Below are 22,457 nucleotides of genomic sequence, written 5' to 3' on the forward strand. Positions count from 1 at the left end.
TTTTGAGTGTAGAAATAAATGTGGGATTTTTCCTGTTTAATGGAAAAACCTTTTCGGAAGGCAGTAGGAAAGGGGCACAAGGAGAGGCTGGCAGGGCGCACTAAGTGCCCTGCCAGCGGGACTTTCGCGGGATTAGAAGTTGCCTTTCAAACTCACCGTAAAATTACGCGGCTCGCCATAAAAGTTGCCCCAGGAGGCTGTGCCGACAGTGTTGTAGTAGGTTTTGTCAAACAGGTTGTTGCCATTGAGCGCCACGGTCCAGGTGTCATCCACGCGGTAGGCCAGGCGTGCATTCCACGTCGCGTAACCGGCCTGTTCGAGCTTGATGGTCTGCACGCGATAATTGCTGCTCTGGGCATTGACCCCGGCGCCCACGCTCCATTTCGACAGTGCGCCGTCGAGTGGGTAGTCGCCCCACATGCGCAGCATGTGTCGAGGTACGTAGGTGTTGGACGTGCCGCCCTCCACGGCGCTGTCGATGTTCTTCAGTGACTCGGTCTGGGTGTACGTGTAGCCGCCGAACAGTTGCAGGCGCTCGAGGACTTCACCGCTGATTTCCACCTCCACGCCCTGGGCGCGCACCTTGCCGGTGTCGGTGTAGCAATAGCCGTCGGCGGAGGTCGGGCACTGTGCGATGTAGTCGGATTCGGCCGCGTTTTTCTCGATGGCGCGGAACAGAGCCAGGGAACTGTTGAGGCGCCCGTCGAACCATTCGCCCTTGATACCCAGCTCGTAGTTGTCGCCGATCTTGGGCTTGAGCGCGGCGCCGTCGACGGTGGCGTAGGAGCTTTGCGGCTGGAAAATATCCGCGTAGCTGGCGTACACCGACAGGTGCTCGTTGAGGTCGTAGATCAGCGCGGCAAACGGTGTCACTTCACCGGTTTCCCGGGTGCGAGCGTCCTGCAAGGCCCATTCGCCCCACGCCAGGTTGTTGGACTGGCGACGGTTCTCGTACCAGCTTACGCGGCTGCCCACGATAAACATCAACGGCTCGGCCAGGCGCAGGCGCAGGGTGGTGTAGGCGCCATACTGGGTGGCGGTTTCTTTGACCGTGCCGCCGCGATACATATTTGGCCAGAAGGTGCTGTTGGCCGGTTCCGGGAAGTGGTGGTCGGGTTGGTAGATGCCCTGGCGTTTGGGCAGGTTCTGGATCGCGTACACATCGTCCTGGGTACCACGGCTGCCATTCGCACCGAGGATCAGTTCGTGTTCCAGGCCGAAGGCTTCGAACTTGCCGTCTACATAGGCATCGAGGCCGAAGTCCTTGTGGTCGTAGTCCATCAATGCCGCGTAGGAGTTGGCCGTAGGCGTTGGGTTGTCGTAGGCGATGGTGCCTTCGCTGGCGGCGTATTTGGTGTCTTGCAGGTTGCGGCTGTGCACCGCTGCGACCTTGAGTTTCCAGTCATCGTTGAAGTGGTGGGTGAGGTCGGCGAAGAAGGTCGTGCGCCGGCTTTGCCAGTCGTTCCAGGACTGACCCAGGCAGGTGGAGCGGCTGAGGTTGGCGCTTTTGCCGTCGGCGTAGCGCGGCAGGCCGCCCCAGCATGGGCTGGCGTCGACGTCTTCATAGCTGGCGCCGAAACCCAGGGTGGTATCGGCGCTGAGATCGACATCCAGGGCACCGTAGAACGCCTGGTCCTGGCGCTTGGAAATGTCCATGTAGGAACCGCGATTCTGTTGGCTGATCGCCGCGCGGCCGCGCACCGTACCGCTGTCATTCAGCGGGCCGCCGGTGTCGACGTCGGCGCGGTAGTTGTCCCAGGTGCCGGCGGACAGCGACAGGCTGGTGGTGGGCTTGGCCTGGGGCCGCTTGCGCACGAAGTTCACCGCACCGCTGGCAGTGCCGGCGCCCTTGAGCATGCCGGCGGCTCCCTTGAGCACTTCCACGCGGTCGTAGATCGCCATGTTTGCGCTGAAGCTGTCGGCCTGGACGTAGTCCTTGCCCATGTCCAGGGGCACGCCGTCGTACTGGTACTGGCCGAGCATCTTGAAGCCACGGGAATAGAAATACTTGCCGCCCATGGGCGATTCGTAGGTGGTGATCCCGGGGGTGCGTTCCATTACGTCATCGATGGTGGTGAGGTTTTGGTCATCCATCAATTGGCGGGTTAATACGCTTACCGATTGCGGCGTTTCCCGCAGGCTGTGTTCGCCTTTGCCGATGGTCACCGCACCCGTGGTGTAGGAACCGGTGCCATCGGTGGTGGCGCCCAACCGCTCACCGGTAACCGTGGTGGCGCCCAGGTTCAGCGCGCCGCTGTCGGCCACTTGCGGCAACAGCAGCCAGGTGCTGTCGCCCTGGCGCTGGGCTTGCAGGCCCTGGCCACGCAGCAACTGGCCGAGCGCCTGCTCGCGGTCCAGGCGACCACTCAGGCCCGGACTGGTCTTGCCGGCGACGCTGGTGGCGTCGTACGACAGGCTGATGCCGGCCTGGCGGGCGAACTGGTCCAGTGCCGTGGTCAGGGTGCTGGCGGCGATGTTCCAGTCGCGGGCCTGGGTGTCGCTGGCCGGCGTTTCGGCCCATGCGAACAGCGGCGCGGCTGCGCAGTTCAGGCAGGCGCCGAGCAAGGCTGCGTGCACCGCGTGCTTGAGGGGTGAACGTTGGGAGGGGAACGCTTGCATGACCGCGGGATGCTCCTGAAGGAAGTGGACAGAACCGGCCTGTTGATCGGCCTTTCCTTACAGGTCGAGCGGCAATGAGAATTCACCTCATTTATTTTTGAGAAATCACACGCGCGGTGAAACGGTCACCCAATAGCGGCTGCGGTAAGTGACGTCGAGCTTGAGTGATTGCGCGACCAGGCCCAGCACTTGATCGGTGTCGTCCAACTGATAAGTGCCTGACACCCGCAACCCGGCCACTGCTTCGCTGCAGCGCAACAGGCCGTTGCGGTAGCGGCCCAGCTCAGCGAGGAAAGCGTCAAGGCGCATGTTGTGGGCGCTGATCACGCCGTCGCTCCAGGCCCAAGGGTCGAGGCCATTGGCGACGGGGGAATGAATGCCACTGCGGTCGAACAGCACCTGTTCGCCCGGGTGAATCACTTGGCGCGCGCTGGCGGCGTGGTTGTCGGCAAACACCGCCACCGTGCCTTGTTGCACAGCGAGCATTGTGCCTTGGGCGTCTTCGCGCACCAGCAAGCGCGTGCCGAGCGCGCGCAGGTAACCGTCGCGGGTCTGTACCCAGAAGGGCCGGTTGTCGGCACCGGTATTGACCAGTATTTCACCCTGGCGCAACTGCACCAGGCGCCGCTCCTGATTGAACGCCGTATCGAATGCGCTGGCGCTGTTAAGTTGGATCCGGCTGCCATCGTTCAACGCCACCCAACGCCGTTCGCCGGTGGCAGTGCGGTAGTCGGCCATCAAGGCGGGCAGCGGGGTGTAGTCGCGGCCGAGCCAGGTCAGGCCGGCCGCACCGGCCACCAGGCCGAGCAATTTCAACCCTTCGCGACGGCTGATACGTTGTCGCGCCCCGCGCAGGGCGTGGCGGCCAACCTGCGCGGGCAGCTGGTTGAAATCATCATTCATCGTCGCCACCCGCTGCCAGACCTGCTGGTGTTCGGCGCTGGTGTGCAACCAGCGCTCGAACGCAGCGGTGCTGGCGTCGTCGGCCACATTGAAGCGCAGCGTGATCATCCACTGGATGGCCTGGTCTATCAGGCGCGGGTCAGAGGTCGGCATAGCGCAACCGATAGCAGGCGTGGAGCGCCTTGGACAGGTCGCGCTCCACCGTGGCTTTGGACACGCCCAGGCGCTGGGCGATTTGCGCACAGGTCAGGCCGTCCAGTTGCGCCAGCAGGAAGGCTTCTCGCACTCGCGGCTTGAGCTGGTCGAGCAGACGGTCGATGCGTTCCAGGCTGTCGAGAATCAGCAGTCGGGTTTCTTCCGACGGCACTTCGGCTTGGGGGAAATGCGCAAGGCTTTCGAGGTAGGCGCGCTCCAGTTCGCGGCGCCGGTATTGGTCGATCATCAAGCTGCGGGCGATGCTGCTCAGGTACGCGCGTGGCTGCTGCACGGCCTGCTGTTTGCGTGCGTTGAGCAGGCGCACAAAGGTTTCCTGCGCCAGGTCGGCGGCATGTTCACGGCAACCGGTGCGTCGGCTCAACCAGCCGCGCAGCCAGGAGTGATGGGCGTGGTAAAGCTGGCCGATGGCGGCATGGTCCAGTGGGTGATCGCTCGACATGGGCATCCTGGCGCAGCAGTCTTAATTGATAATGTTTCGCATTCTAGACGCTGATCGTAGCCATTCGCAATTACCGGGGAGCAATGTATCCAGCACAATTTTTTGTTCACCCCAGGCGCAAGCACTAATCTCCAGGCTTTTCCCGGTGGAAGGCGCGAACATGATCGATCTTGCGACCCTGGCGATTTTTTCAGGTGCGGTGCTGTTGCTGCTGTTATCCCCGGGGCCGAACATGGCCTTTGTGATCAGCCATGGCGTCACCCATGGCTGGCGCGGGGGCGTGGCCTCGGCCTTGGGTATCGGTGTGGCCGACGTGCTGCTCACCGCATTGACCGCTACCGGGGTGACGGCATTGGTCGCCAGTTGGCCGCCATCCTTTGACGTGATCCGCTATGCGGGGGTGGTTTACCTGCTGTGGCTGGTGTTCAAAACAGTGCAGAAAAAACCTGGGCTGGACACTGCACACCTGCACCGCATGCCCCTTGGCCGGGTGTTTGTGCAGGCGATGCTTAACAGCCTGCTCAACCCCAAGGCGTTGCTGTTTTTTGTGGTGTTTTTGCCGCAGTTCGTACGGCCGGAAGCGGGCTCCATCGCCGTGCAGTTGATGCTGTTGGGGGGCGTGCTTACCCTGATCGCGGGGGTGTTTCACGCACTCCTGGGGATTTTTGGTGGTGCGCTGAGCCGCTTCTTCGCCAGTCGCTCAAAAGGCGCCTGGCTACAGAAATGGGGCTTGGCGACGGTGCTGACCGTGCTGGCGGTGCGCTTGGCGGTGATGTCTCGCCCGGCGTGATCCCTCAATGGGATGAGCTTTATGTGGCGAGCAGGCTCGCTCGCCACAGGTATAGGGTCAGCCCAGTCGTGCAGCCGCGCGCGCCACTATCTCACCCCGCGTCTTGCGCGACTCGGCGGTGCGCTTTTGGGCTTCTTCCAGCACATGCGTAGGCGCTGTATCCGGGCTACCCGAATCGAACGGCGGCGCCGGCGCGTATTCAATCTGCAACTGCACCAGTTGCGCTGCCGCTTCGCTGTATAACTCCGCCGCCAGCACCAGCGCAAAGTCGATACCTGCGGTAATGCCGCCACCGGTAAACAGGTTGCCGTCACGCACCACTCGCTCCTGTACCGGGATGGCGGCGAGCGGGGCGAGCATGTCGTGGTAGGCCCAGTGCGTCGTCGCCTTGCGACCGCGCAGCAACCCCGCCGCGCCGAGCACCAGCGAGCCGGTGCACACCGACGTCACGTAGCGCGCGGTCTGCGCCTGGGCCTTGAGGAAGTCCAGGGTCTGCGGGTCTTCCATCAAGGCGCCCACGCCGGAACCGCCGGGCACGCAGATCACATCCAGATTCGGGCAGTCGGCATAGGTCATGGTCGGGGTGAACACCAGGCCCGTGCTGGAGGTGACCGGCGCCAGGTCCTTCCAGACCAGGTGCAGCTTCACATCCGGCAGCGACCCCAATACGTCATAGGGGCCAGTCAGGTCCAGTTGCTGAATGCCGGGGAACAACAGAAAGCCGATCTGCAAAGTCATGAATGAAGCTCCGATCAAGGGGTAGACGGCTTCACTCTAGAGGCCTAGGCTTTGGCGAATACGCCATTGAGCCCACGAATCACGCCAATATGCCCAGAATTGTCCACGTACTCGCTTTCGATAATGCCCAGGTGCTCGACGTCACCGGGCCGTTGCAGGTGTTTGCATCGGCCAATGACCTGGCACGCCAGCGCGGCTTGCCGTTGCCTTACGCCGTCACGGTGATCGCCGACCAGTCCGGACCGGTGATGACCTCCGCCGGCCTGGCGCTGGTGGCCGAGCCGCTGCCCGCGATCGACCAACCCTGCGACACGTTGGTGATCGCAGGTGGCTGGGGCGTGTACGGCGCCGCCGAAGGCCCGGCGCTGGTGGACTGGGTGCGCGAAAAAGCCCGGCATACCCGACGCATGGCCTCGGTGTGCACAGGCGCGTTTTTGCTGGCGGCCAGTGGCTTGCTCGATGGTTGCCGTGTCGCGACCCACTGGACCCGTTGCGAAGAACTGGCGCGCAAGTTTCCTGCGTTGACCGTGGAGTCCAACCCGATCTTTATCCAACAAGGTGCCGTGTGGACCTCTGCTGGCGTGACCGCCGGTATCGACCTGTGCCTGGCGCTGGTCGAACAAGACCTGGGTCGCGCGGTGGCCCTGGAAGTGGCGCGGCACCTGGTGGTGTTCCTGAAACGCCCTGGCGGCCAGTCGCAATTCAGCGTGACCCTGTCCCTGCAAAAGGGCGGCAGCCGTTTCACCGAACTGCATGCGTGGATGGCCGAGCATCTGAGCCTCGACCTGAATATCCCGACCCTGGCCGCCCAGGCCGGTATGAGCGAGCGCAGTTTCGTGCGCCACTACCGCGCCGAAACCGGGCAGACGCCCGCGCGTGCCGTCGAACTGATCCGCGTTGAAACCGCGCGCCGGCAATTGGCCGACAGCACGGCGTCGATCAAGCGCATTGCCGTGCAGTGTGGTTTTGGCTGCGAAGAAACCTTGCGCCGCAGCTTTATGCGAGTCTTGTCGGTGACGCCCCAGGCCTACCGCGAGCGGTTCTCGCCGGTGGCCTAGGCGAGCAATTCAAACAAGGCGGCGAGTGTGGCTTGCGGCGCTTCCTGGGGAATATTGTGGCCCACGCCGGGCAACACCTGGCGCCGGTAAAAAGCGCTGAAATGCCCCACATCGTCATCCTCTTCCGGCGGTGGGCCCACGCCGTCATCGGCACCGCACAGCGAAATGCTCGGCACCGCAATCGCCGGTTGCCGCGCCAGGGCCTGCTCGATGGCTTCCAGCGCCGGATCGCCAGGTGCATACATGAAACGGTGGCGATAGGAGTGAATCACCACCTCGACAAAATCCGGGTTATCGAACGACGGTGCGGTCTGCCCATACAGCCCCGGCCCCTCGGCCCAGGATGGCGACCACAGCGACCACAGCAGCTCACAGAGTTCGCGGCGATTGGCCGTCAGCCCATCCACACCGCGCTGGGTGTGAAAGTAGAACTGGTACCACAACCGATGCTCCGTCGCTGGCGCCCGTGGCGAGAGCGACCTGGCAATGTCCTGGATGTTATAGCCATCGCCGGTCACCAGCCCGCGCACCCGTTCGGGCCACAGCGCCGCGACGATACACGCAGCACGTCCACCCCAGTCATACCCCGCCAATGTGGCACGCGGGATCGACAGCGCATCCATGAAATCCAGCAGATCCTTGCCCAGCGCCGCCTGTTGGCCGGAACGCATCACCTGCGCGTCGATAAACCGCGTAGGGCCATAACCGCGCAGGTACGGCACCAGCACCCGGTAGCCGCGTTCGGCCAGCGCTGGCGCGATCTCGTCATAGCCGCGTGGGTCGTAAGGGAAGCCATGCAGCAGGATCACAGGCTCGCCGTCGGTGGGGCCGTGGGCTTCATAAGCCACGTCGAGCATGGAGGTGCGCACGTAGAGCAGGGAGGGAACGATGGTCATGATGGGCTCCTGTCAGGTGTTGAAACTCTAGTCGAAAGACGTGGCGGGATGCCCTGCCTTTGAAGACAGGGCGCTGACGTGTCCAGGGCAATGGACTGGATCTCAGGGCTGCCAGGTAGTCTTCTCCCCACTGAGCTTGCGGTCCAGGAAGGTCGCCGCGCTGATCAACGCCAGATGGCTCAACGCCTGGGGCGTATTGCCCAGGTGGCGGGCCTGGCTGTCGAACTCTTCGGCGTACAGACCCAGCGGGTTGGCGTAGCGCAGCAGTTGTTCGAATTCCAGGTGGGCCTTCTCGACTTGCCCGGCGCGGGCCAGGCATTCGACGTACCAGAACGAGCAGGCGGCAAACGCGCCTTCGGTGCCTGGCAGTCCGTCGATCGCGTTGTCGTCGTTGCGGTAGCGGTAGACCATGCCGTCGCGCACCAGGCTTTTCTGGATCGCCTCAAGCGTGCTCAGCCAGCGTGGGTCGGTGGCGGCGACAAAGCGTACCAGCGGCATCAGCAGCATCGAACCGTCCAGCGCGGTGCTGCCGGTATGCTGCACAAAATGCCCGCGTTCTTCGTTCCAGAAGTTGCTCCAGATGTCGGCGTAGATCGCCTGGCGTGTCTGGTCCCAGCGTGCAAACGGCGCCGGCAACGAGCGCTTGGAGGCCAGGCGGATCGCACGGTCCAGGGCCACCCAGCACATCAGTCGCGAATGCAGGAAGTGATGCTGCTCGCCGCGCATCTCCCAGATGCCCACGTCTTTCTGGTTCCAGATTTCGCAGACCTGGTCGGCGACTTCCACCGTGTGTTTCCAGCCCTCGTGGGAGATGGCTTCGCCGTACTTGTTGACCAGGTAGACCGCGTCCATCAACTCGCCATAAATATCCAGCTGGACTTGGTCGACCGCGCCATTGCCGACGCGCACCGGCTTGGCACCGCCGTGGCCGCCGAGGTGCTCCAGCTCGGTTTCCGGCAGCTCCTGGCGGCCGTCGATGCCGTACAGGATATTGATCTTGGTCGGCTGGCCACAGCAATCGCTGACCCGGCCCTTGAGCCAACGCATATAGGCGTTGGCCTCCTCGACAAAGCCCAGGCGCATAAAGGCGTAGACGGTAAACGAGGCGTCGCGGATCCAGGTGTAGCGGTAATCCCAGTTGCGTTCGCCCGCGGGCGTTTCCGGCAAGCCGAAGGTGGCGGCGGCGATGATTGCGCCGTGTTTGCGCGAGGTCAGCAGTTTGAGGGCCAGGGCCGAGCGGTTGACCATTTCGCGCCAGCGCCCGCGGTAGTTCGACTGCGCGATCCAGCCGCGCCAGAACGTCAAGGTGTGGGCCAGCGCCAGGTCGGTGCAGTCACTGTCGACACGTTCATCGTCCTGGCCGCCGAGTACGAACTCGGCACCTTCTTCCTGATCCAGGGTGAAGCAGGCCACGGCGGCGTTATCTTCGATCTGCAACGGCTGGCTGCCGGACAGGCGCAGGCCCGGCTGGCCGCTGGCGTTGAAGCACACCGTGCCGTCATCGATGCTCGCGTGGGTGGGCGCGCGTGCATAGTCATGGCGTACGGCGCAGCGCAGGTGAAGGGTGGCCTTGCCGCTGACCACGCGTACGCGGCGAATCAGCAAGGGCAGGTCATCGATTTCTTCGCTGATGGCCAGCAGGTCAGTGATTTCCACCACGGCTTCATCGCTGAGCCAGCGGGTTTGCAGCACATTGGTGTCGGGCAGGTAGATCTGTTCGCGGCGGGCGTTGGGCAAGTTCGGGGTGAGCTGGAAAATACCGGCATCGGGGGTGTCCAGCAGTGAGCAGAAGATCGACGGGCTGTCGAATTCCGGCCAGCAGAAGAAATCGATGCTGCCTTTATCGTTCACCAGCGCCGCGCTGCGCATGTCGCCGATGATGCCGTGGGCATCGATGGCGCTTTGGGGTTCGTTTTTCAAATCAACCATTGTCACGAAACTCCGGGTAAAGGCTCATGCCGCCATCAATGAACAGGGTGCTGCCGACTACGTAATCCGAGGCATCACTGGCCAGCCACACCACGGCGTTGGCCACGTCTTCCACGTCGCCGACCCGGCCATAAGGGATCAACTTGAGCAGCGCCTGTTCCGCCGCGCCTTCGGTGGCGGCACGGTTGATTGCCGTACGAATCGCCCCCGGCGCAATGCCGTTGATGCGAATGCGCTGTTCACTGACTTCCTGGGCGAGGGTGCGCATCAGCATGTCCACGCCGCCCTTGGACGCCGCGTAATTCACATGCCCGGCCCATGGGATCAACTGGTGCACCGAGCTCATGTGGATGATTTTGCCGGCCGCACGGGATACGCCTTCACGAATGCCCTGGCGCTTGAAGAGGCGCACGGCCGCACGGGCACAGAGGAACTGGCCCGTGAGGTTGACGCCGATCACGGCGTTCCAGTCGTCGAGGGTCATGTCGACCACGGCGGCGTCCTTCTGCATACCGGAGTTGGCCACCAAGATGTCCAAGTGGCCGAAGGCATCCAGGGTCTGGGCGAACAAGCGTTCTACATCAGCTTCTTTAGACACGTCGGCGCCGATGGCAATCGCTCGGCCACCCTCGGCGTTGATCTGCTCCGCCAAGGCCTCGGCGGGCGCGGCCTGGCTGTTGTAATTGAGCACCACCGCAGCGCCGGCTTGCGCCAGAGCCTTGGCCGCACCGGCGCCGATACCGGAACTGGCGCCCGTCACCAGCGCCACCTGTTGCTCCAATGAGATACGCATTGCCCACCCGGCCTTAAATTCGTGAGTTCAAGTAGCTGACTGACGGCGCGCAACGGAAGTTCAGCCAGGTGAAATTAGCGACTACAACCATGGTGGAAAATGGAATAACAGAATAATAAAAAATAACCATAAGATACTAAAAAACCGCTAAAAATCGTTTGACAGGTTTTTTTGCCCCGTGTCTTATAAGCACATCTCAACCCGTTCCGCTGGTAGTTCGTAAGTCATGCGGAGTCACCTATAAGAGATGCCTATGTGTTTATCGGCAGCTATAGGGGAACTACCAGAGCAGGGAGCTACGACGTTGCCTAAGTTAGTTATTTTCGATTGCGACGGTGTACTCGTCCAAAGCGAAGAGATCACCCTGTCTGTATTGATCGGCATGCTTAATGCTCACGTGCAGGACGGCAAGACACTTGATAGTGCGCATTTCATTGAGCACTTTCGCGGAAGAAAGATTGCCGATTGTCTGCGCGAGGCAGAGCAGTTATTGGGTATTTGTTTGCCCCGTGAGTTTGAACAGGACTTCCGAATTCGAGCGCTGCAAGCATTGACGCTTAATGTGAAAGCGACGGATGGAATACTTGACGTATTGGAAGTGCTGGAAATTCCCTATTGCGTAGCCTCGAGTGCGCCACGCAATAAGATCGAGCAGTGTCTGCGCCTGGTGGGGTTGTTGCCCTATTTCGAGGGGCGAATATTCAGTTGTTATGAGTTGGGGCGTTGGAAGCCCGATCCTCTGGTGTTTTTAACGGCGTGTGAAACTTACAACGTTGAGCCCTGTGATGCGCTGGTGATTGAAGACAGTGTCACCGGGATTCAAGCCGCTGTTGCAGCCACTATAAAAGTTTTGGGTTTTGGTCCGGTGTCTCGACATCGAATATTGGCCGAAGCCGGCGCGTTACCTTTTGCCGATATGCGTGAGTTACCGACCCTTATTGATAAAGTTACTCAAGGAGCAAGTGTTGTGGGCACACTGGGTTATATAGAGCGACTTAAACGCAATGATGCCGGTTCGGAAGTGTGGTGGGATTCGTCGCCCGTGGTGTACGCGCCGTATAAAAAACATTTGTTGGATAAGTACCCGGCAGCCGCCGCCCATATCGAACAGTTGATGCCGCAGAATTTCTCCCTGCCCTGGGGCTTCAGCAGTGTGACCACCAACCCCCGGCTGGTAACGGCGGCGATCCTCGATAAGAAAGAGTACTGGTCGTCGCGTTTTAATCTGGCGAGCCTGTCTCCCGGGGAATTGCGCAAGCAACTCTACAACGAAGTGATTGCAGAAGGCGCCTCGACGCTCAAGCCGCTGTGGGTCCAATCGGCTCAGGCCGACGGCTGGATCTGCGCCCAGGTCGACCCGTCGGATGTGCGGTGCAGCGAGCGCATGACCGCGCGAGGCGTGGAACTGCATCGCCTGGCGGCAAATGTGATGGTGAAAGTGCCGGGCAGCCTGGAGGGTTTCGCGACGATTGAGCACCTGGTGGCCCAAGGCGTTTCGATCAACATCACGTTCTGCTTCACCGTTTCGCAGTTCCAGGCCGGTATCCAGGCAATAGAGCGGGGCATTGCCAGCGCGCGCCGCAACGGTGTCGACACTTGCCGTTGCAAGTACGTGATCACCTTTATGATCGGGCGTTTTTCCTGCCAACCCGAGTTCGCCTTGCAGGCCGCCGAGCGTGGCCTGGCGCTGGGCCCGGAGGACATGCGTTGGGCCGAGCTGATGATTTACCAGCAGATACAGGCCCTGGTCGCGGCCTCGAAGGTCCCGGTCAAAACCCTGCTTTCCAGTATCAAGGTCGACGTTGACGAACGTGGCCACAAGCACTGCTGGCACCTGGAAAAAACCGGGCTGACCACCACGTGCTACACGCTGACGCCGGATGTGGTGGAGTTTCTGATCGAGCGTGAAAGCCACGGCAAACCGGTGGCACCCGCCTGTGAACCCCAGCAGGCGCCGGCTGAGACGTTCGCCCGGCTCATCCGCATTCCGTACTTCTGCGAAGCCTATTTCATCGACAGCATCGAGCCCTACGACTTTGGCAATCATGAGGCGTTTATCAACGCCTGCAACGAAGCCAACAGTGCGCATCGGCGCCTGACCGACTACTGCGTGCGCCTGTGCCCGGTGACGAAGCCTTTCGCACGCTCGCTCAACGCCATCCTGGCCGCTGAATACGGGGTGCTGGCATGAACAAGATGGTCGGGTTGTGGGCGCACCCGCGTTCCCGTTCCACGGTGTTGGAGCGTGTGTTTATCGAGCGAGGGGATTTTGAGGTTTTCCACGAGCCGTTTGCCCATATGGCATTTTCCGCAGATTCAATGATTCCTTCGGATGAATGGGACCACAGTTTGCCCACCACGTATCAAGGTATAAAAGAGCAACTGATCAACGCCCGGGAAAGTGCCAATGTCTTTCACAAAGACATGTGCTACCACTGCCTGGATAACTTGAAAGTTGACCGCGACTTCCTGGCGCAACAACACAATATTTTTATTATTCGCGAGCCCGCCAGCAGCATTGTTTCCCATCATCGGGTACATCCCGATATGCCCGTGCAGGCCATCGGGCATAAAGCCTTGTACGAGATTTTTTGTGTGGTGACCAAACTTATCGGAAAAGTGCCTTATGTGATTAATGCCGATGACCTTGCCGCTGAGCCGGAGCGTGTCATTCGTAAACTGTGTGACTACTTGCAGATTGAATTTTTGCCCCACGCCATGACATGGAAACGCGAATGCCCACCTCAGTGGAAAACCTGGAGGAGTTGGCATGTGGCGGCGCAGAACAGTGAATGCATTACTTCGCCGGATAAACCGCGTATCGATATGGAGGCTTTCGATCAGTCGCCGAAATTAAAAGCCTTTTACGAATACCATCGACCTTTCTACGCGCGCATGAATGAATTTTGCCAATAAGGATTGTTGTATGAAAAAGTTGATTATCACCGGCGCGGCCAATGGAATTGGTCGGGCTACCGTGGAAAAGGCTATCCAGGCAGGTTATTTCGTTATCGGTGCCGACAAGGACGCTGAAGGCATGCGTGCGTTGCAGCGTGATTACACGGCGGATGTATTGGAAGCGCATGTCGCGGACTTTTCGGATAATGCGGTGATCAAGGGCTTTATACCTGCACTGTACGAGCGCCACGCAACGATTCATGCGTTAGTGAATAACGCCGGCATTTACCACGGCAAAAGCGTCTACGCCTATTCCGATGCAGAAGTGGACGAAATCCTAACGGTGAACCTCAAGGCACTGGTTTATCTCTCCAAAGACTTCGCCGAACGGGAAATGCAACACGAGGCGCCGCGCAGCATCGTCAATATCGCTTCTGTGGCCGGCGAAGTGGGCAGCTGCGATGCCTTGTACGGCGCCACCAAGGCGGCGGTGATCGGCCTGACCAAAGCCAATGCCTGGAATTTCGCGCCGTTCGTGCGGGTTAACGCGGTGTCGCCGGCGCTGATCCATGACACCGCCATCTACGACACCATCCCTGAATACCGCCGCGCCGAGTACGCGCGCCAGGAAATCCTCAAGGATCCGATCCTGCCCGGCGGCGTTGCCGAGGTCATTTTGCTGGTGATCAGCGATGCCATGCGTCATATCACCGGTAAGGTCATTCCGGTGGACAACGGAGCCTACCCACGATGAGCCCGTCAGCCCGCAAAAAGAAACTGCTGCTGGTGGGCGCAGGCAACCTGTGCCTGCAGATCCTGAAGATTCTCGGGCCGAAAAATGCCTTTGAATTCGTGGTGCTGGGACGCAATGAAGACGCGACCTTGCGGCTGTGCAACCTGGTGGCACTGTCGTGTGCACAGTTGGGGCACGACATCGCGATCAAGCCGGTGATCGCCGACCTCACCGATATCGGCCGGGTGACCCAGGTGCTGCGTGCAGAGGCGCCGGACCTGGTGGTGAACTGCGCGTCGTTGCAGTCGTGGCGGGTGATCACCGGATTGCCCAAGCTCTCGTTCGAGCAGCTCGACCAGGCGCAGTTCGGCCCCTGGCTCCCCATGCACCTGACGCTGATGCATCACTTGATGCAGGCGGTAAAAGCTTCCGGCATCGTGACCCGGACGGTCAATGCGGCCTTTCCCGATGCGGTCAACCCGATCCTGGCCAGGGTCGGTCTGGCGCCGGATATTGGCGTTGGCAATGTGGCCAACCTGATCCCGGCGGTGCGTTTTTCCATTGCGCGGTTGCTGGAGTGTGCGCCTGCCGATGTGCAGGTGCGCCTGTATGCCCAGCACTATTTCAGCCACTACGTGCCGCGCGGCGGCTTGCCCCCGCGTGCCAGTTACCGCTTGTTGTATGAGATTCGTGACCGTCCGGCCGTGACCCGCCTGCCGGCCGAAGCGATTTTTTCCACGGTTAAATCCGAGTTCCGCCGCCTGGGCGGTGTCGATGGGCAGTTCCTCACGGCGTGCTCGGCCGTCACCGTGATCGAAGGGCTGTTTTCGCCCACGCCGGTGCGGGTGCACGCGCCCGGCCCGCTGGGGTTGCCGGGCGGGTATCCGGTGTGGTTGCAGGAGGGGCGGATCAACGTGCAGTTCAGCGCAGACTGCCCCCAGGACGAAGCGGTGCGCATCAATACCATCTGCCAGAGCCAGGATGGCATCGATGAAATTCATTGCGATGGCTCGGTCACCTACAACCCGCAATGCATGGCCGTGATGCAGGCGATGCTGGGGTACTCGAAGAAAACCATGTCGATCGAACAGTCCGCCGAGTTCGCGCACGAGCTGTCGAGCAAATACCTGTCTTTCAAACATTCAACCTGGTAGGTGTGTGATGAATCAGATGTCGGGGCACAAGCACAGCGAAGTCGCCAGTTACGCCACGCAATACTCAAAAAAATTCGTTGAACGCTGGGACGACTTAATCGATTGGGACAAAAGAAAGGCGGGGGAGAACGGGTTCTTTGAAAACCTGCTGAAGCAGCACGGCGTGAAGTCGGTGATCGACGTCTCCACGGGCAGTGGTTTTCATGCGGTCCAGCTTAAACAGGCGGGGTTCGATGTCGTCGCCACGGACGGCAGCAGCACGATGTTGACCAAGGCCCGGGAGAATTTTCGGCAACGCGGGTTGACGATCGAATCGCACTACAGGGACTGGCAGTCCCTCGATCCCGCCGAACTGGGGCGCTTCGATGCGGTGGTGTGCCTGGGCAGTTCGCTGTGCCATGTGTTTGCAGCCCATGAACGGTTGGAGGTGCTGGAGAAATTCAGGGCATTGCTCAATCCGGGCGGTTTGCTGATTGTGGATCAACGTAACTTCTTTGCCATTCGCGCAGGCAAGTTCAAATCCAGCGGTAATTACTATTACTGCGGTACGCACGCATCCGTCGGCTTGGGGCAGGTCGATGAACACGTGTGTGAGTTCATCTACTCGTTTGATAACGCCGAGCAGTACCGGTTGCAGGTCTATCCGCTGTTGCCGGGCGAGTTGAAGGGGGAGGTGCTCAAATCCGGATTTTCCACCCATGAGAGTTACGGTGATTTCCAGCGTGACTACGACATGATGAATTGTGATTTTGTCATCCACACGGCGCGTGCCGTTTAAGGAGTGCCTGATGAGCACACTGGTACAGAGTAGCGCCCGCCCGTTGGACAGCGTGGTGCTGGCGGTGGTGTTGACCGGGTTCGTGGCCAGTACCTATGGGTTTGGCGTCTACCTGTTCGCCAACCTGGTGGTGGACATGCGCCGCGACATCGGTTTCGACTACACCACGGTGGGCTTGATCACCGGCGGCGCGCAGATCGGCTTCCTACTGTTTTCATCGGTCACCAGTTATATCAGCCGTTTTTTCGAAGGCTGGAAAATCAGCCTGGTGTCGACGCTGATGACGTCCCTGGCGTTGCTGGGGCTGAGTGTCAGCAACAGTATCTGGTTGTCCGGGGCACTGTTGATTTTGCTCGGTGGCTGCTCGGCTTCGGTGTATATCCCGCTGGCAGAGATTGTCACCAAGGGCTTCAGTCCGGGTAATCGCTCGCGGGTCATGGGGTTGATTTCCAGTGGTACCAGCTACGGCGTGTTCATCAATGGCTTGCTGGTGTCGTTTCTCACCCTGCAGGGCGGCTGGCGCTCGATCTGGCTCACCGCGGGCCTGATCTCGGTGGCCCTGTGCGGGGTGGCCTGGTTTCTGCTGCGCAACATGGTGGCGGGCAAAGACGCCGGTTTTTCCGGGCAGCGTTCGACGGCCTTCGACAGCCACGCACCTTGGTTGAGTCGCTCGCTGTACCTGACCTGGGCGATTGCCTTTTTGAATGGGATGGCGCTGTTGCCGTTCCAGACGTACCTCGCACCCTTCCTGCGGGATGAGTTGGGGGTGTCGGTGCAAGACGCCGGGTTTGTCTGGACCACCATCGGTGCGGTGGGCATGGCCTCGGGCTTCCTGGTGGGGTGGATCGCCGACAAGGTGGGCGTCAGGACGTCACTGGCAATGTGCTTTCTGAGTGCGGGGCTGGCGGCCACCCTGGTGTTCAGTTTCAACAGCCTCCCGCTGTTCTACCTGGCCGCGTTTTTGTTTGCACTGGCGTTCTACCCCATCTTCGGGCTTGTCCCCAGCTACATCGGGCAAATCGTGCCGGTCAGCCGACTGACCCAGGCATTTGGTATTGCCAATGTGCTGATCGGCTTGGGGGGCGTATGCGGCAACTTCCTGGGCGGCTTTTCCAAGGACCTGACCGGCTCGTTCTCGACCGTCTATTGGGTGGTTGCGCTGTTGTTGTTCGTGCAATGCCTGATGGTGTTCCTGTTGGGTAAACCGCCAGTTTCGGTGACGGAGGGTCAGCGGCCATGAGTTATTTTCCGGAGCGTCCAGACCAGAACCTGCATGCGTTTGCGTTCAGCCATCTCAGCGCCGAACGCTCACGTATGCCGCAAAAGCCCTTGGTCATCTGGATGACGGGCATCTCGGCTTCCGGCAAGTCGACGATTGCCGATGCGCTGGATATGGCCTTGCAGGCCCGGGGGCGCCTGACCTGCATCATTGACGGCGACTCGGTGCGCAGCGGCCTGTGCCGCGACCTGGGTTTTACCGACAGTGACCGCGATGAGAATATCCGGCGGGTCGCGGAGGTCGCGCGCTTGATGCTGGACGCGGGGCTGGTGGTGATCGTGGCGCTGATCTCACCGTCGGCGGCCAGTCGACATTACGCACGCGCCATTATCGGCAATGAGCATTTTGTCGAAGTGCACGTGGATGCACCACTGGAAACCGCCGAAAAGCGTGACCCTAAAGGCTTGTATAAAAAAGCCCGCCTGGGGCTGATCAAACACTTCACCGGTATTGATTCGGACTACGACGTGCCGATCTTTCCGGAAGTGCACGTGGACACCCAGACGCTGTCTGTCGAGCAGTCTGTCGCGACTATTCTCGATTGGGTGGCCCGCAACGACGAGTGCACATAGCCGCTGGTCTTTGCGCCGCAGTGGCGGTGCCTGCACGTTCAGAAAACAAGGTAATCTGCGCCATCGCAGCCATACCGCGTTTTTTCAGGAGCAGGCATGACGCATTTCACCGGCACTGCAAAATCCATCCGCCTGATTGGCGGGGCCCAGGTGTTGGACTTCATCAATACCACCAACGGCCGCCGCCCTGGTTCGCCACTCAAGGTAATGGAAGAGCGGCTCACCAGTTTTCAGTTCTTCTTTGAATGGGCGCTGCACGCCTCGTTGATCTCTGCCCAGGAGTTCGCTGAATACAAGGCCATGGTGTTCGAGTCGCCTATTTCCTACCAACCGGACCTGGACGCCATCATTGCGTTTCGCGAATGCCTGTACGCGGTTTTTTACCCGTTGTCCTTGCGCCAGGTTGCGGCCGATGAAGCTTTGCAGCAGATCAACCTGAATTTCCAGCAAGGCGCCGCCTGGCGGGTGCTGCGCACGGTTGACGGGACGCCGGCCTGGGCGTGGAAAACCTGCACCAACGCCCAGGAATTGACCGCGATGCTGATCGGGCGCCTGGCGATCGAGGCCACGCAATTGCTGGTCTCCGGCGATCTTCGCGCGCTTAAGTGCTGCACGGCCACCGACTGTGATTGGATATTCCTGGATATTTCCAAGAACAAACTGCGCAAATGGTGCCAGATGAGCGTGTGCGGCAGCCGGGAGAAATTGAGCCGCCTTAAAACCCAGGAAACGCGCCGCGAGGTCCACAGCGACGGTTCTGACCTGTATCGGTTGGGAGACGTCACAACGCTGTAGGAGCTGCGATTTTTTTCCCCGTTTCTTACATCCTCGCAGCGCCTATTGCTGCTGATTCAGGAACCGTTTCCGACATAAGTGCCACTCATGGGGACGCTGATGGGCTTCGACGATACGTTGGAGCGGCAAGCTGAAGATCGCGCCCACCGTAATGGAGAAAATCATGTCGGTATCGATGTCCGATACACACGCCTCTGTCTCAACTTCTGGTCTTTCCCCGACCACTTCTGCACCTGAGGTCAACGCCGCCCGCCCGGAGCCGGCCCCCAACGGTCAAACGGCTACAAGCTTCAGCTTCCTGTCTCGGCACAGCCAGGGCGGGCCAGTGTTCGCTGATCAGCAGCCGTTGGGAACCCATCTGCATTCGGTCGATAACGAGGCGCAGCACTACAGTGTGCCTGCTTCGCGGGGCTTCATCGATTCGGCCAAACACTGGGTGGGACATTGGTTCGCGGGGCATCGCCCACCCCATCATCCGGGCTGCGGTCACGCACCACCAAGACCGAATCCTGGTTGCGGTCATCCGCCGCCACGCCCCGATCCGTGCATGGGTAAACCGTACCCGGCCCCGCCATGCCGGCCTCATCAGCAGTATTCGTTGAAAAACAACGAAGAGTTGGCCCAGCAGTTGCTCAATAACTTCGATGCCTTCAGGGACCGCAAAAATCCCGGATATGTCAGCGTTGACAGTATCCATGCGATGGCAAAAAAGGGCTGGTCTCCCAATCCCGTCACTAACGCCAACATTCGCCTGGCTAATGAGTTGTTGCGTCGTCCGGAGCTGATGAGTGCCCTGGACCGGCACACGTCTACCGGCGCGCTGGATGGCCTGATCGACCGGCAAAATGTGAGTTCGGTGATCAGGGGAGAAAACGACTTCAAATACAAGTCCGACAAGGAACTGGCCGGTGAAATGCTGGAACATTTCGACGATCTGAAAAGCAATCCCCACGCGCAGGAGCTGAGTTTCAATGACCTGCGCCGGTGGGCGGCCCAGAGGCCGAATGGGCACGCGTCCAGGAGTCATCTGATCCAGCTGGCCCAGGAAGTTCTCAAGCGCAGTGACATGTTGGCGAAAATGGACAATATCGCAGGTCGTGACAATGACGGCCGAATCAGTCGGCACGCGCTTCACTACCTTTCCCGCTGACCGAAGCCCAGGCACCGCAACTGAATGCCGGTGCCTGCCTCCCTTTTGTCTGGAACTGTTTAAGCCGATTGACCACCTAGGTCATATGCACCGGCCTTGATCAAACCGGTCGGCTTTCAGATTCAGAGTGGAGGGCTAGCCAATGACGTCAACCTCGTTTCACCCATCCCAGCCTGGCTATCGTGAGCTCTTTCTTAGTAACCGTGATGGCGATCCGAGCGTGTCCAGAGACGACATCACCACGTCAGAGCCCCTGGCCCCAGAGGATGTGCATGCTGTCGAAACCAGACGCATGAGGGCCTTCGCCGGTCAGCAAAAATTCCAGGCACCCGTCGAGGCAGACTTTACCAGTGGCATGCTCGCGACCGGACAGGTGCAGGGTGAGGACGCAAAGCCGCTCAAATACTTCAGGTTGATCAATAGCCTGACGAGCTGGTGGCGTCGGTAAAGCGGGGCCCATCGTCGCTTTTTTACATGCTGTCATCGGTCTCCATCGAACATCCGGAACTGTCGTGTTGGTCCAACCACACATGAGGTACTTGTCTGAGGGGAATCCATTCGTGATGTCGACCGTCACGGGGACGATTACCGGGCAGGTATGTATCGGAAGAGTGTTGGAGAAATCCCATGTCAATCGAGGGTGTACTACCCCACGGTCTGCCCTTGGCATCGGGCGAGCCGGTTCTACGACCCACAGCGCCAGAGCCGTTCCCCCACTCTGGAACCTGGGAGGAGGTTCGTCCTGCGCGCCCCGATGGGGTGCCGCGGGTGCCCCTGCTACTGCGCGGGACATTGTCGGCTCTGCATCACCGAGCGCTGCAGAACCTGCCTGTTAAGCGCGAGAGCCTTGCCCTGCCCGGTGTAATGTCCACCGACAGCCAACTGGCGCGAGCCCTGGAAAAAGACTTTGGCAGGCTGCACCCATTCCTGAACGAAGGGCGTTTGACCTGGACGTCATTGCAGCGCGTTGCCGCCGAACGTATGGGGGAAAGCGAGGAGTTGGACCGAACAATTCAGGTGGTCGGCGAAATTCTGAAGCGCCCGCGGTTGAATGATGCGATTTTGAGCCGCGACGGCGATGTCACACGTGACAGTCTTCGGGCTGCTGCCTACAGTTTGCAGGGGAACAGCTCTCCGAGTGTGTTCAGCCAGGACCCGTTCCATGCCCAGGGCAATGCCCAGGTGGTGCAGGCCCTGCAGGGCCAGTTCGAACAATTGAGAGACAGTGCGCAGGATCGGACGTATCTCTTTGAACAGTACCAGTACGTCGAAATCGCCACGCTCAAGGCCGTCATGCAGGATCCATATGCGGTTGATCAACGGGGTGCGCCTGTGTTGGATCTTTCCACTGGCATGCATCAGCCCAAGTACGACGAGCGCTGTGTCTATATCGCAAAGAACATTCTTGAGCGGCCAGGTTTGTTGCCTTCACTGGAACGTGCGAACCGCACGCGACTGTTTGGTCCGCCTCAAAAGGAAGGCTGGCTCAGCAACAAAAGCCTCGATGTTTGGCTGGAGGAGGATCAGGTTCGCAAAGCGCGCTGATGCCCTGGGTCATACCTTGAGGATCTTGCCACTGAGGGACACACCCGCCAGCAACAGTGCGATCAGCACAAAGGCGCTGCTCAGGTTGCTGCCATGAGCAATAAAACCGATCACCGCGGGGCCTGCAAGAATGCCGGCATACCCCAAGGTAGTGATGGCTGGCACGGCGATATGCTCCGGCATCACCGTTTGCTTGCCGACGGCGGTGTACAGCACCGGCACGATATTCGAACAACCGGCACCTACCAGCGCATACCCCAGCAACGCGGTTTCCCAGGCCGGAAACAACGTTGCCAGCAACATGCCGGCAGTGGCCAGTGCGCCACCGATCACGATCACACGGGTTGCGCCCAGGCGCCGCACAATGGCATCGCCGGTCAGGCGTCCGGCAGTCATGGTCAGGGCGAAGGCGGCGTAACCCAGGCCGGCGTAGGCTTCGTCCAGGCCGCGTTCGGCACTGAGGAACACGGCGCTCCAGTCAAGCACTGCGCCTTCGGCCAAAAACACGATAAAGCACAGGCAGCCGATAAACAGCACCACGCCGTGGGGAATCGCAAAGGCCGGGCCCGAACTTTCACTGCCGTAAGGCAACAAATGTGGCCCGGCCTTGAGCAGCGCTACCGCCATGATGACGATCACCACCAGGGTCGCTTGCAGAGGCGACAGACCTAACCCCAGTAACCCGGCAACCCCAGCGGCGCCGACGATCCCTCCCAGGCTGAACAAACCATGGAAGCCCGACATCATGGTTTTGCCACTGGCGCGCTCAACAATCACCGCTTGCAGGTTCACCGTGGAGTCCACCGTGCCGAGGCCCGCTCCAAACAGGAACAACCCGGCGATCAGCAACGGAATCGAGCTGACCGTGGCCAGCATGGGCAAGGCCAGGCAGATCATGATCGTGCCGGCGCTCAGCACGCGTCGGCAACCGTAGCGAGACGCCAACGCACCGGCGGCCGGCATGGCGATGATAGAACCCACCCCCAGGCACAACAGCAGCAGGCCCAGCGTGCCCTCACTCAGTTCTGCGCGCGCTTTGGCGTATGGCACCAATGGCGCCCAGGCAGCAATACCGAAGCCGGCGATAAAAAATGCGATGCGGGTCGACATTTGCTCCAGCCGCCCGGGAACCACGGGTGCTGGGGTGGGGATGGCAGTCATGAAAAATCCTT

The 22,457-nt window shown here is 60.4% G+C and carries 21 protein-coding genes and 1 pseudogene; 13 read left to right on the forward strand and 9 right to left on the reverse strand.

Features of this window, described 5'->3' with window-relative positions:
- Window positions 1–132: 132 nt before the first annotated feature.
- From AB1462_RS14995 to AB1462_RS15005, 3 genes are all read right to left on the reverse strand, one after another.
- Complete coding sequence (locus tag AB1462_RS14995) at window positions 133–2,619, reverse strand: TonB-dependent siderophore receptor (protein ID WP_315338628.1); 2,487 nt, start codon at window positions 2,617–2,619, stop codon at window positions 133–135.
- Window positions 2,620–2,724: 105 nt separating this feature from the next.
- Entirely contained in the window at window positions 2,725–3,675 is a 951-nt protein-coding gene (locus AB1462_RS15000; protein ID WP_259194343.1) for a FecR domain-containing protein, read from the reverse strand.
- Window positions 3,662–4,177 (reverse strand): sigma-70 family RNA polymerase sigma factor, encoded by a 516-nt coding sequence (locus AB1462_RS15005; RefSeq protein WP_090402070.1) that lies wholly within the window; start codon window positions 4,175–4,177, stop codon window positions 3,662–3,664. Before AB1462_RS15005 ends, AB1462_RS15000 begins: the two co-directional genes overlap by 14 nt.
- A gap of 160 nt (window positions 4,178–4,337) precedes the next feature.
- On the opposite strand from AB1462_RS15005, the gene AB1462_RS15010 reads away from it, so the two are divergent.
- Window positions 4,338–4,967 carry a LysE family translocator gene (locus tag AB1462_RS15010; RefSeq protein ID WP_259194342.1) on the forward strand — a complete coding sequence of 210 codons (630 nt, stop codon included), beginning with the start codon at window positions 4,338–4,340 and terminating at the stop codon, window positions 4,965–4,967.
- Window positions 4,968–5,024: 57 nt separating this feature from the next.
- Here the strand turns inward: AB1462_RS15010 and inhA are convergent, their stop codons facing one another.
- A complete protein-coding gene (gene inhA, locus AB1462_RS15015; RefSeq protein ID WP_367247127.1) occupies window positions 5,025–5,705 on the reverse strand; it encodes an isonitrile hydratase in 681 nt (226 codons plus the stop codon).
- An 89-nt stretch (window positions 5,706–5,794) separates the two neighbouring features.
- Here inhA and AB1462_RS15020 point away from each other — a divergent pair, with 89 nt between their 5' ends.
- Window positions 5,795–6,763, forward strand: a complete 969-nt coding sequence (locus AB1462_RS15020) for a GlxA family transcriptional regulator (protein ID WP_367247129.1) — start codon at window positions 5,795–5,797, stop codon at window positions 6,761–6,763.
- Here AB1462_RS15020 and AB1462_RS15025 read toward each other — a convergent pair.
- From AB1462_RS15025 to AB1462_RS15035, 3 genes are all read right to left on the reverse strand, one after another.
- Complete coding sequence (locus tag AB1462_RS15025) at window positions 6,760–7,659, reverse strand: alpha/beta hydrolase (RefSeq protein WP_090402078.1); 900 nt, start codon at window positions 7,657–7,659, stop codon at window positions 6,760–6,762. The genes AB1462_RS15020 and AB1462_RS15025 overlap by 4 nt on opposite strands.
- A gap of 102 nt (window positions 7,660–7,761) precedes the next feature.
- A complete protein-coding gene (locus AB1462_RS15030; protein ID WP_315338632.1) occupies window positions 7,762–9,588 on the reverse strand; it encodes a glycoside hydrolase family 15 protein in 1,827 nt (608 codons plus the stop codon).
- On the reverse strand, window positions 9,581–10,381 hold the full coding sequence (locus AB1462_RS15035; protein WP_090402082.1) for a glucose 1-dehydrogenase: 801 nt from the start codon (window positions 10,379–10,381) through the stop codon (window positions 9,581–9,583). The genes AB1462_RS15030 and AB1462_RS15035 overlap by 8 nt, the downstream gene beginning before the upstream one ends.
- 253 nt (window positions 10,382–10,634) lie before the next feature.
- On the opposite strand from AB1462_RS15035, the pseudogene AB1462_RS15040 reads away from it, so the two are divergent.
- From AB1462_RS15040 to AB1462_RS15085, 10 genes and pseudogenes are all read left to right on the forward strand, one after another.
- A pseudogene (locus AB1462_RS15040) lies at window positions 10,635–11,225 on the forward strand (HAD family hydrolase); the annotation flags it as partial.
- Window positions 11,226–11,348: 123 nt separating this feature from the next.
- Window positions 11,349–12,572 carry a transaldolase family protein gene (locus AB1462_RS15045; RefSeq protein ID WP_367247268.1) on the forward strand — a complete coding sequence of 408 codons (1,224 nt, stop codon included), beginning with the start codon at window positions 11,349–11,351 and terminating at the stop codon, window positions 12,570–12,572.
- Window positions 12,569–13,297: a sulfotransferase family protein gene (locus tag AB1462_RS15050; protein ID WP_367247131.1), complete on the forward strand. Its 729-nt coding sequence runs from the start codon at window positions 12,569–12,571 to the stop codon at window positions 13,295–13,297. The genes AB1462_RS15045 and AB1462_RS15050 overlap by 4 nt, the downstream gene beginning before the upstream one ends.
- A gap of 10 nt (window positions 13,298–13,307) precedes the next feature.
- Window positions 13,308–14,033, forward strand: a complete 726-nt coding sequence (locus tag AB1462_RS15055; RefSeq protein WP_367247133.1) for an SDR family NAD(P)-dependent oxidoreductase — start codon at window positions 13,308–13,310, stop codon at window positions 14,031–14,033.
- The gene (locus AB1462_RS15060) at window positions 14,030–15,166 is read left to right on the forward strand and encodes a hypothetical protein (RefSeq protein ID WP_090402088.1); all 1,137 of its coding nucleotides are present in this window, start codon (window positions 14,030–14,032) and stop codon (window positions 15,164–15,166) included. The genes AB1462_RS15055 and AB1462_RS15060 overlap by 4 nt, the downstream gene beginning before the upstream one ends.
- Window positions 15,167–15,173: 7 nt before the next feature.
- Window positions 15,174–15,944 (forward strand): bifunctional 2-polyprenyl-6-hydroxyphenol methylase/3-demethylubiquinol 3-O-methyltransferase UbiG, encoded by a 771-nt coding sequence (locus AB1462_RS15065; protein WP_090402090.1) that lies wholly within the window; start codon window positions 15,174–15,176, stop codon window positions 15,942–15,944.
- A 10-nt stretch (window positions 15,945–15,954) separates the two neighbouring features.
- Window positions 15,955–17,184 (forward strand): nitrate/nitrite transporter, encoded by a 1,230-nt coding sequence (locus AB1462_RS15070; protein WP_259194335.1) that lies wholly within the window; start codon window positions 15,955–15,957, stop codon window positions 17,182–17,184.
- The gene (gene cysC, locus AB1462_RS15075) at window positions 17,181–17,795 is read left to right on the forward strand and encodes an adenylyl-sulfate kinase (RefSeq protein ID WP_090402094.1); all 615 of its coding nucleotides are present in this window, start codon (window positions 17,181–17,183) and stop codon (window positions 17,793–17,795) included. Before AB1462_RS15070 ends, cysC begins: the two co-directional genes overlap by 4 nt.
- 96 nt (window positions 17,796–17,891) lie before the next feature.
- Complete coding sequence (locus AB1462_RS15080; protein WP_259194334.1) at window positions 17,892–18,590, forward strand: CGNR zinc finger domain-containing protein; 699 nt, start codon at window positions 17,892–17,894, stop codon at window positions 18,588–18,590.
- A gap of 163 nt (window positions 18,591–18,753) precedes the next feature.
- Window positions 18,754–19,740 carry a type III secretion effector protein gene (locus tag AB1462_RS15085; RefSeq protein ID WP_367247136.1) on the forward strand — a complete coding sequence of 329 codons (987 nt, stop codon included), beginning with the start codon at window positions 18,754–18,756 and terminating at the stop codon, window positions 19,738–19,740.
- A gap of 244 nt (window positions 19,741–19,984) precedes the next feature.
- Here the strand turns inward: AB1462_RS15085 and AB1462_RS15090 are convergent, their stop codons facing one another.
- Window positions 19,985–20,317: a hypothetical protein gene (locus AB1462_RS15090; protein ID WP_367247137.1), complete on the reverse strand. Its 333-nt coding sequence runs from the start codon at window positions 20,315–20,317 to the stop codon at window positions 19,985–19,987.
- Between the two features lie 191 nt (window positions 20,318–20,508).
- Here AB1462_RS15090 and AB1462_RS15095 point away from each other — a divergent pair, with 191 nt between their 5' ends.
- Complete coding sequence (locus AB1462_RS15095; RefSeq protein ID WP_259194331.1) at window positions 20,509–21,285, forward strand: type III secretion effector protein; 777 nt, start codon at window positions 20,509–20,511, stop codon at window positions 21,283–21,285.
- 9 nt (window positions 21,286–21,294) lie between these two features.
- Here AB1462_RS15095 and AB1462_RS15100 read toward each other — a convergent pair whose 3' ends face one another.
- On the reverse strand, window positions 21,295–22,446 hold the full coding sequence (locus tag AB1462_RS15100; RefSeq protein WP_090402101.1) for an MFS transporter: 1,152 nt from the start codon (window positions 22,444–22,446) through the stop codon (window positions 21,295–21,297).
- Window positions 22,447–22,457 lie beyond the last annotated feature (11 nt).

The sequence above is a fragment of the Pseudomonas sp. SB113 genome (assembly GCF_040754745.1).
Lineage (GTDB): Bacteria > Pseudomonadota > Gammaproteobacteria > Pseudomonadales > Pseudomonadaceae > Aquipseudomonas > Aquipseudomonas grimontii.

Bases quoted from the DNA above. Each gene is read 5' to 3' on its own strand.
- AB1462_RS15080 (WP_259194334.1), top strand. From the start codon at position 17,892: ATGACGCATTTCACCGGCACTGCAAAATCCATCCGCCTGATTGGCGGG.
- AB1462_RS15010 (WP_259194342.1), top strand. From the start codon at position 4,338: ATGATCGATCTTGCGACCCTGGCGATTTTTTCAGGTGCGGTGCTGTTG.
- AB1462_RS15005 (WP_090402070.1), bottom strand. From the start codon at position 4,177: ATGTCGAGCGATCACCCACTGGACCATGCCGCCATCGGCCAGCTTTAC.
- AB1462_RS15030 (WP_315338632.1), bottom strand. From the start codon at position 9,588: ATGGTTGATTTGAAAAACGAACCCCAAAGCGCCATCGATGCCCACGGC.
- AB1462_RS15065 (WP_090402090.1), top strand. From the start codon at position 15,174: ATGAATCAGATGTCGGGGCACAAGCACAGCGAAGTCGCCAGTTACGCC.
- AB1462_RS15020 (WP_367247129.1), top strand. From the start codon at position 5,795: ATGCCCAGAATTGTCCACGTACTCGCTTTCGATAATGCCCAGGTGCTC.
- AB1462_RS15035 (WP_090402082.1), bottom strand. From the start codon at position 10,381: ATGCGTATCTCATTGGAGCAACAGGTGGCGCTGGTGACGGGCGCCAGT.
- AB1462_RS15050 (WP_367247131.1), top strand. From the start codon at position 12,569: ATGAACAAGATGGTCGGGTTGTGGGCGCACCCGCGTTCCCGTTCCACG.
- AB1462_RS15055 (WP_367247133.1), top strand. From the start codon at position 13,308: ATGAAAAAGTTGATTATCACCGGCGCGGCCAATGGAATTGGTCGGGCT.
- AB1462_RS15000 (WP_259194343.1), bottom strand. From the start codon at position 3,675: ATGCCGACCTCTGACCCGCGCCTGATAGACCAGGCCATCCAGTGGATG.
- AB1462_RS15060 (WP_090402088.1), top strand. From the start codon at position 14,030: ATGAGCCCGTCAGCCCGCAAAAAGAAACTGCTGCTGGTGGGCGCAGGC.
- AB1462_RS15085 (WP_367247136.1), top strand. From the start codon at position 18,754: ATGTCGGTATCGATGTCCGATACACACGCCTCTGTCTCAACTTCTGGT.
- cysC (WP_090402094.1), top strand. From the start codon at position 17,181: ATGAGTTATTTTCCGGAGCGTCCAGACCAGAACCTGCATGCGTTTGCG.
- AB1462_RS15070 (WP_259194335.1), top strand. From the start codon at position 15,955: ATGAGCACACTGGTACAGAGTAGCGCCCGCCCGTTGGACAGCGTGGTG.
- AB1462_RS15025 (WP_090402078.1), bottom strand. From the start codon at position 7,659: ATGACCATCGTTCCCTCCCTGCTCTACGTGCGCACCTCCATGCTCGAC.
- AB1462_RS14995 (WP_315338628.1), bottom strand. From the start codon at position 2,619: ATGCAAGCGTTCCCCTCCCAACGTTCACCCCTCAAGCACGCGGTGCAC.
- inhA (WP_367247127.1), bottom strand. From the start codon at position 5,705: ATGACTTTGCAGATCGGCTTTCTGTTGTTCCCCGGCATTCAGCAACTG.
- AB1462_RS15100 (WP_090402101.1), bottom strand. From the start codon at position 22,446: ATGACTGCCATCCCCACCCCAGCACCCGTGGTTCCCGGGCGGCTGGAG.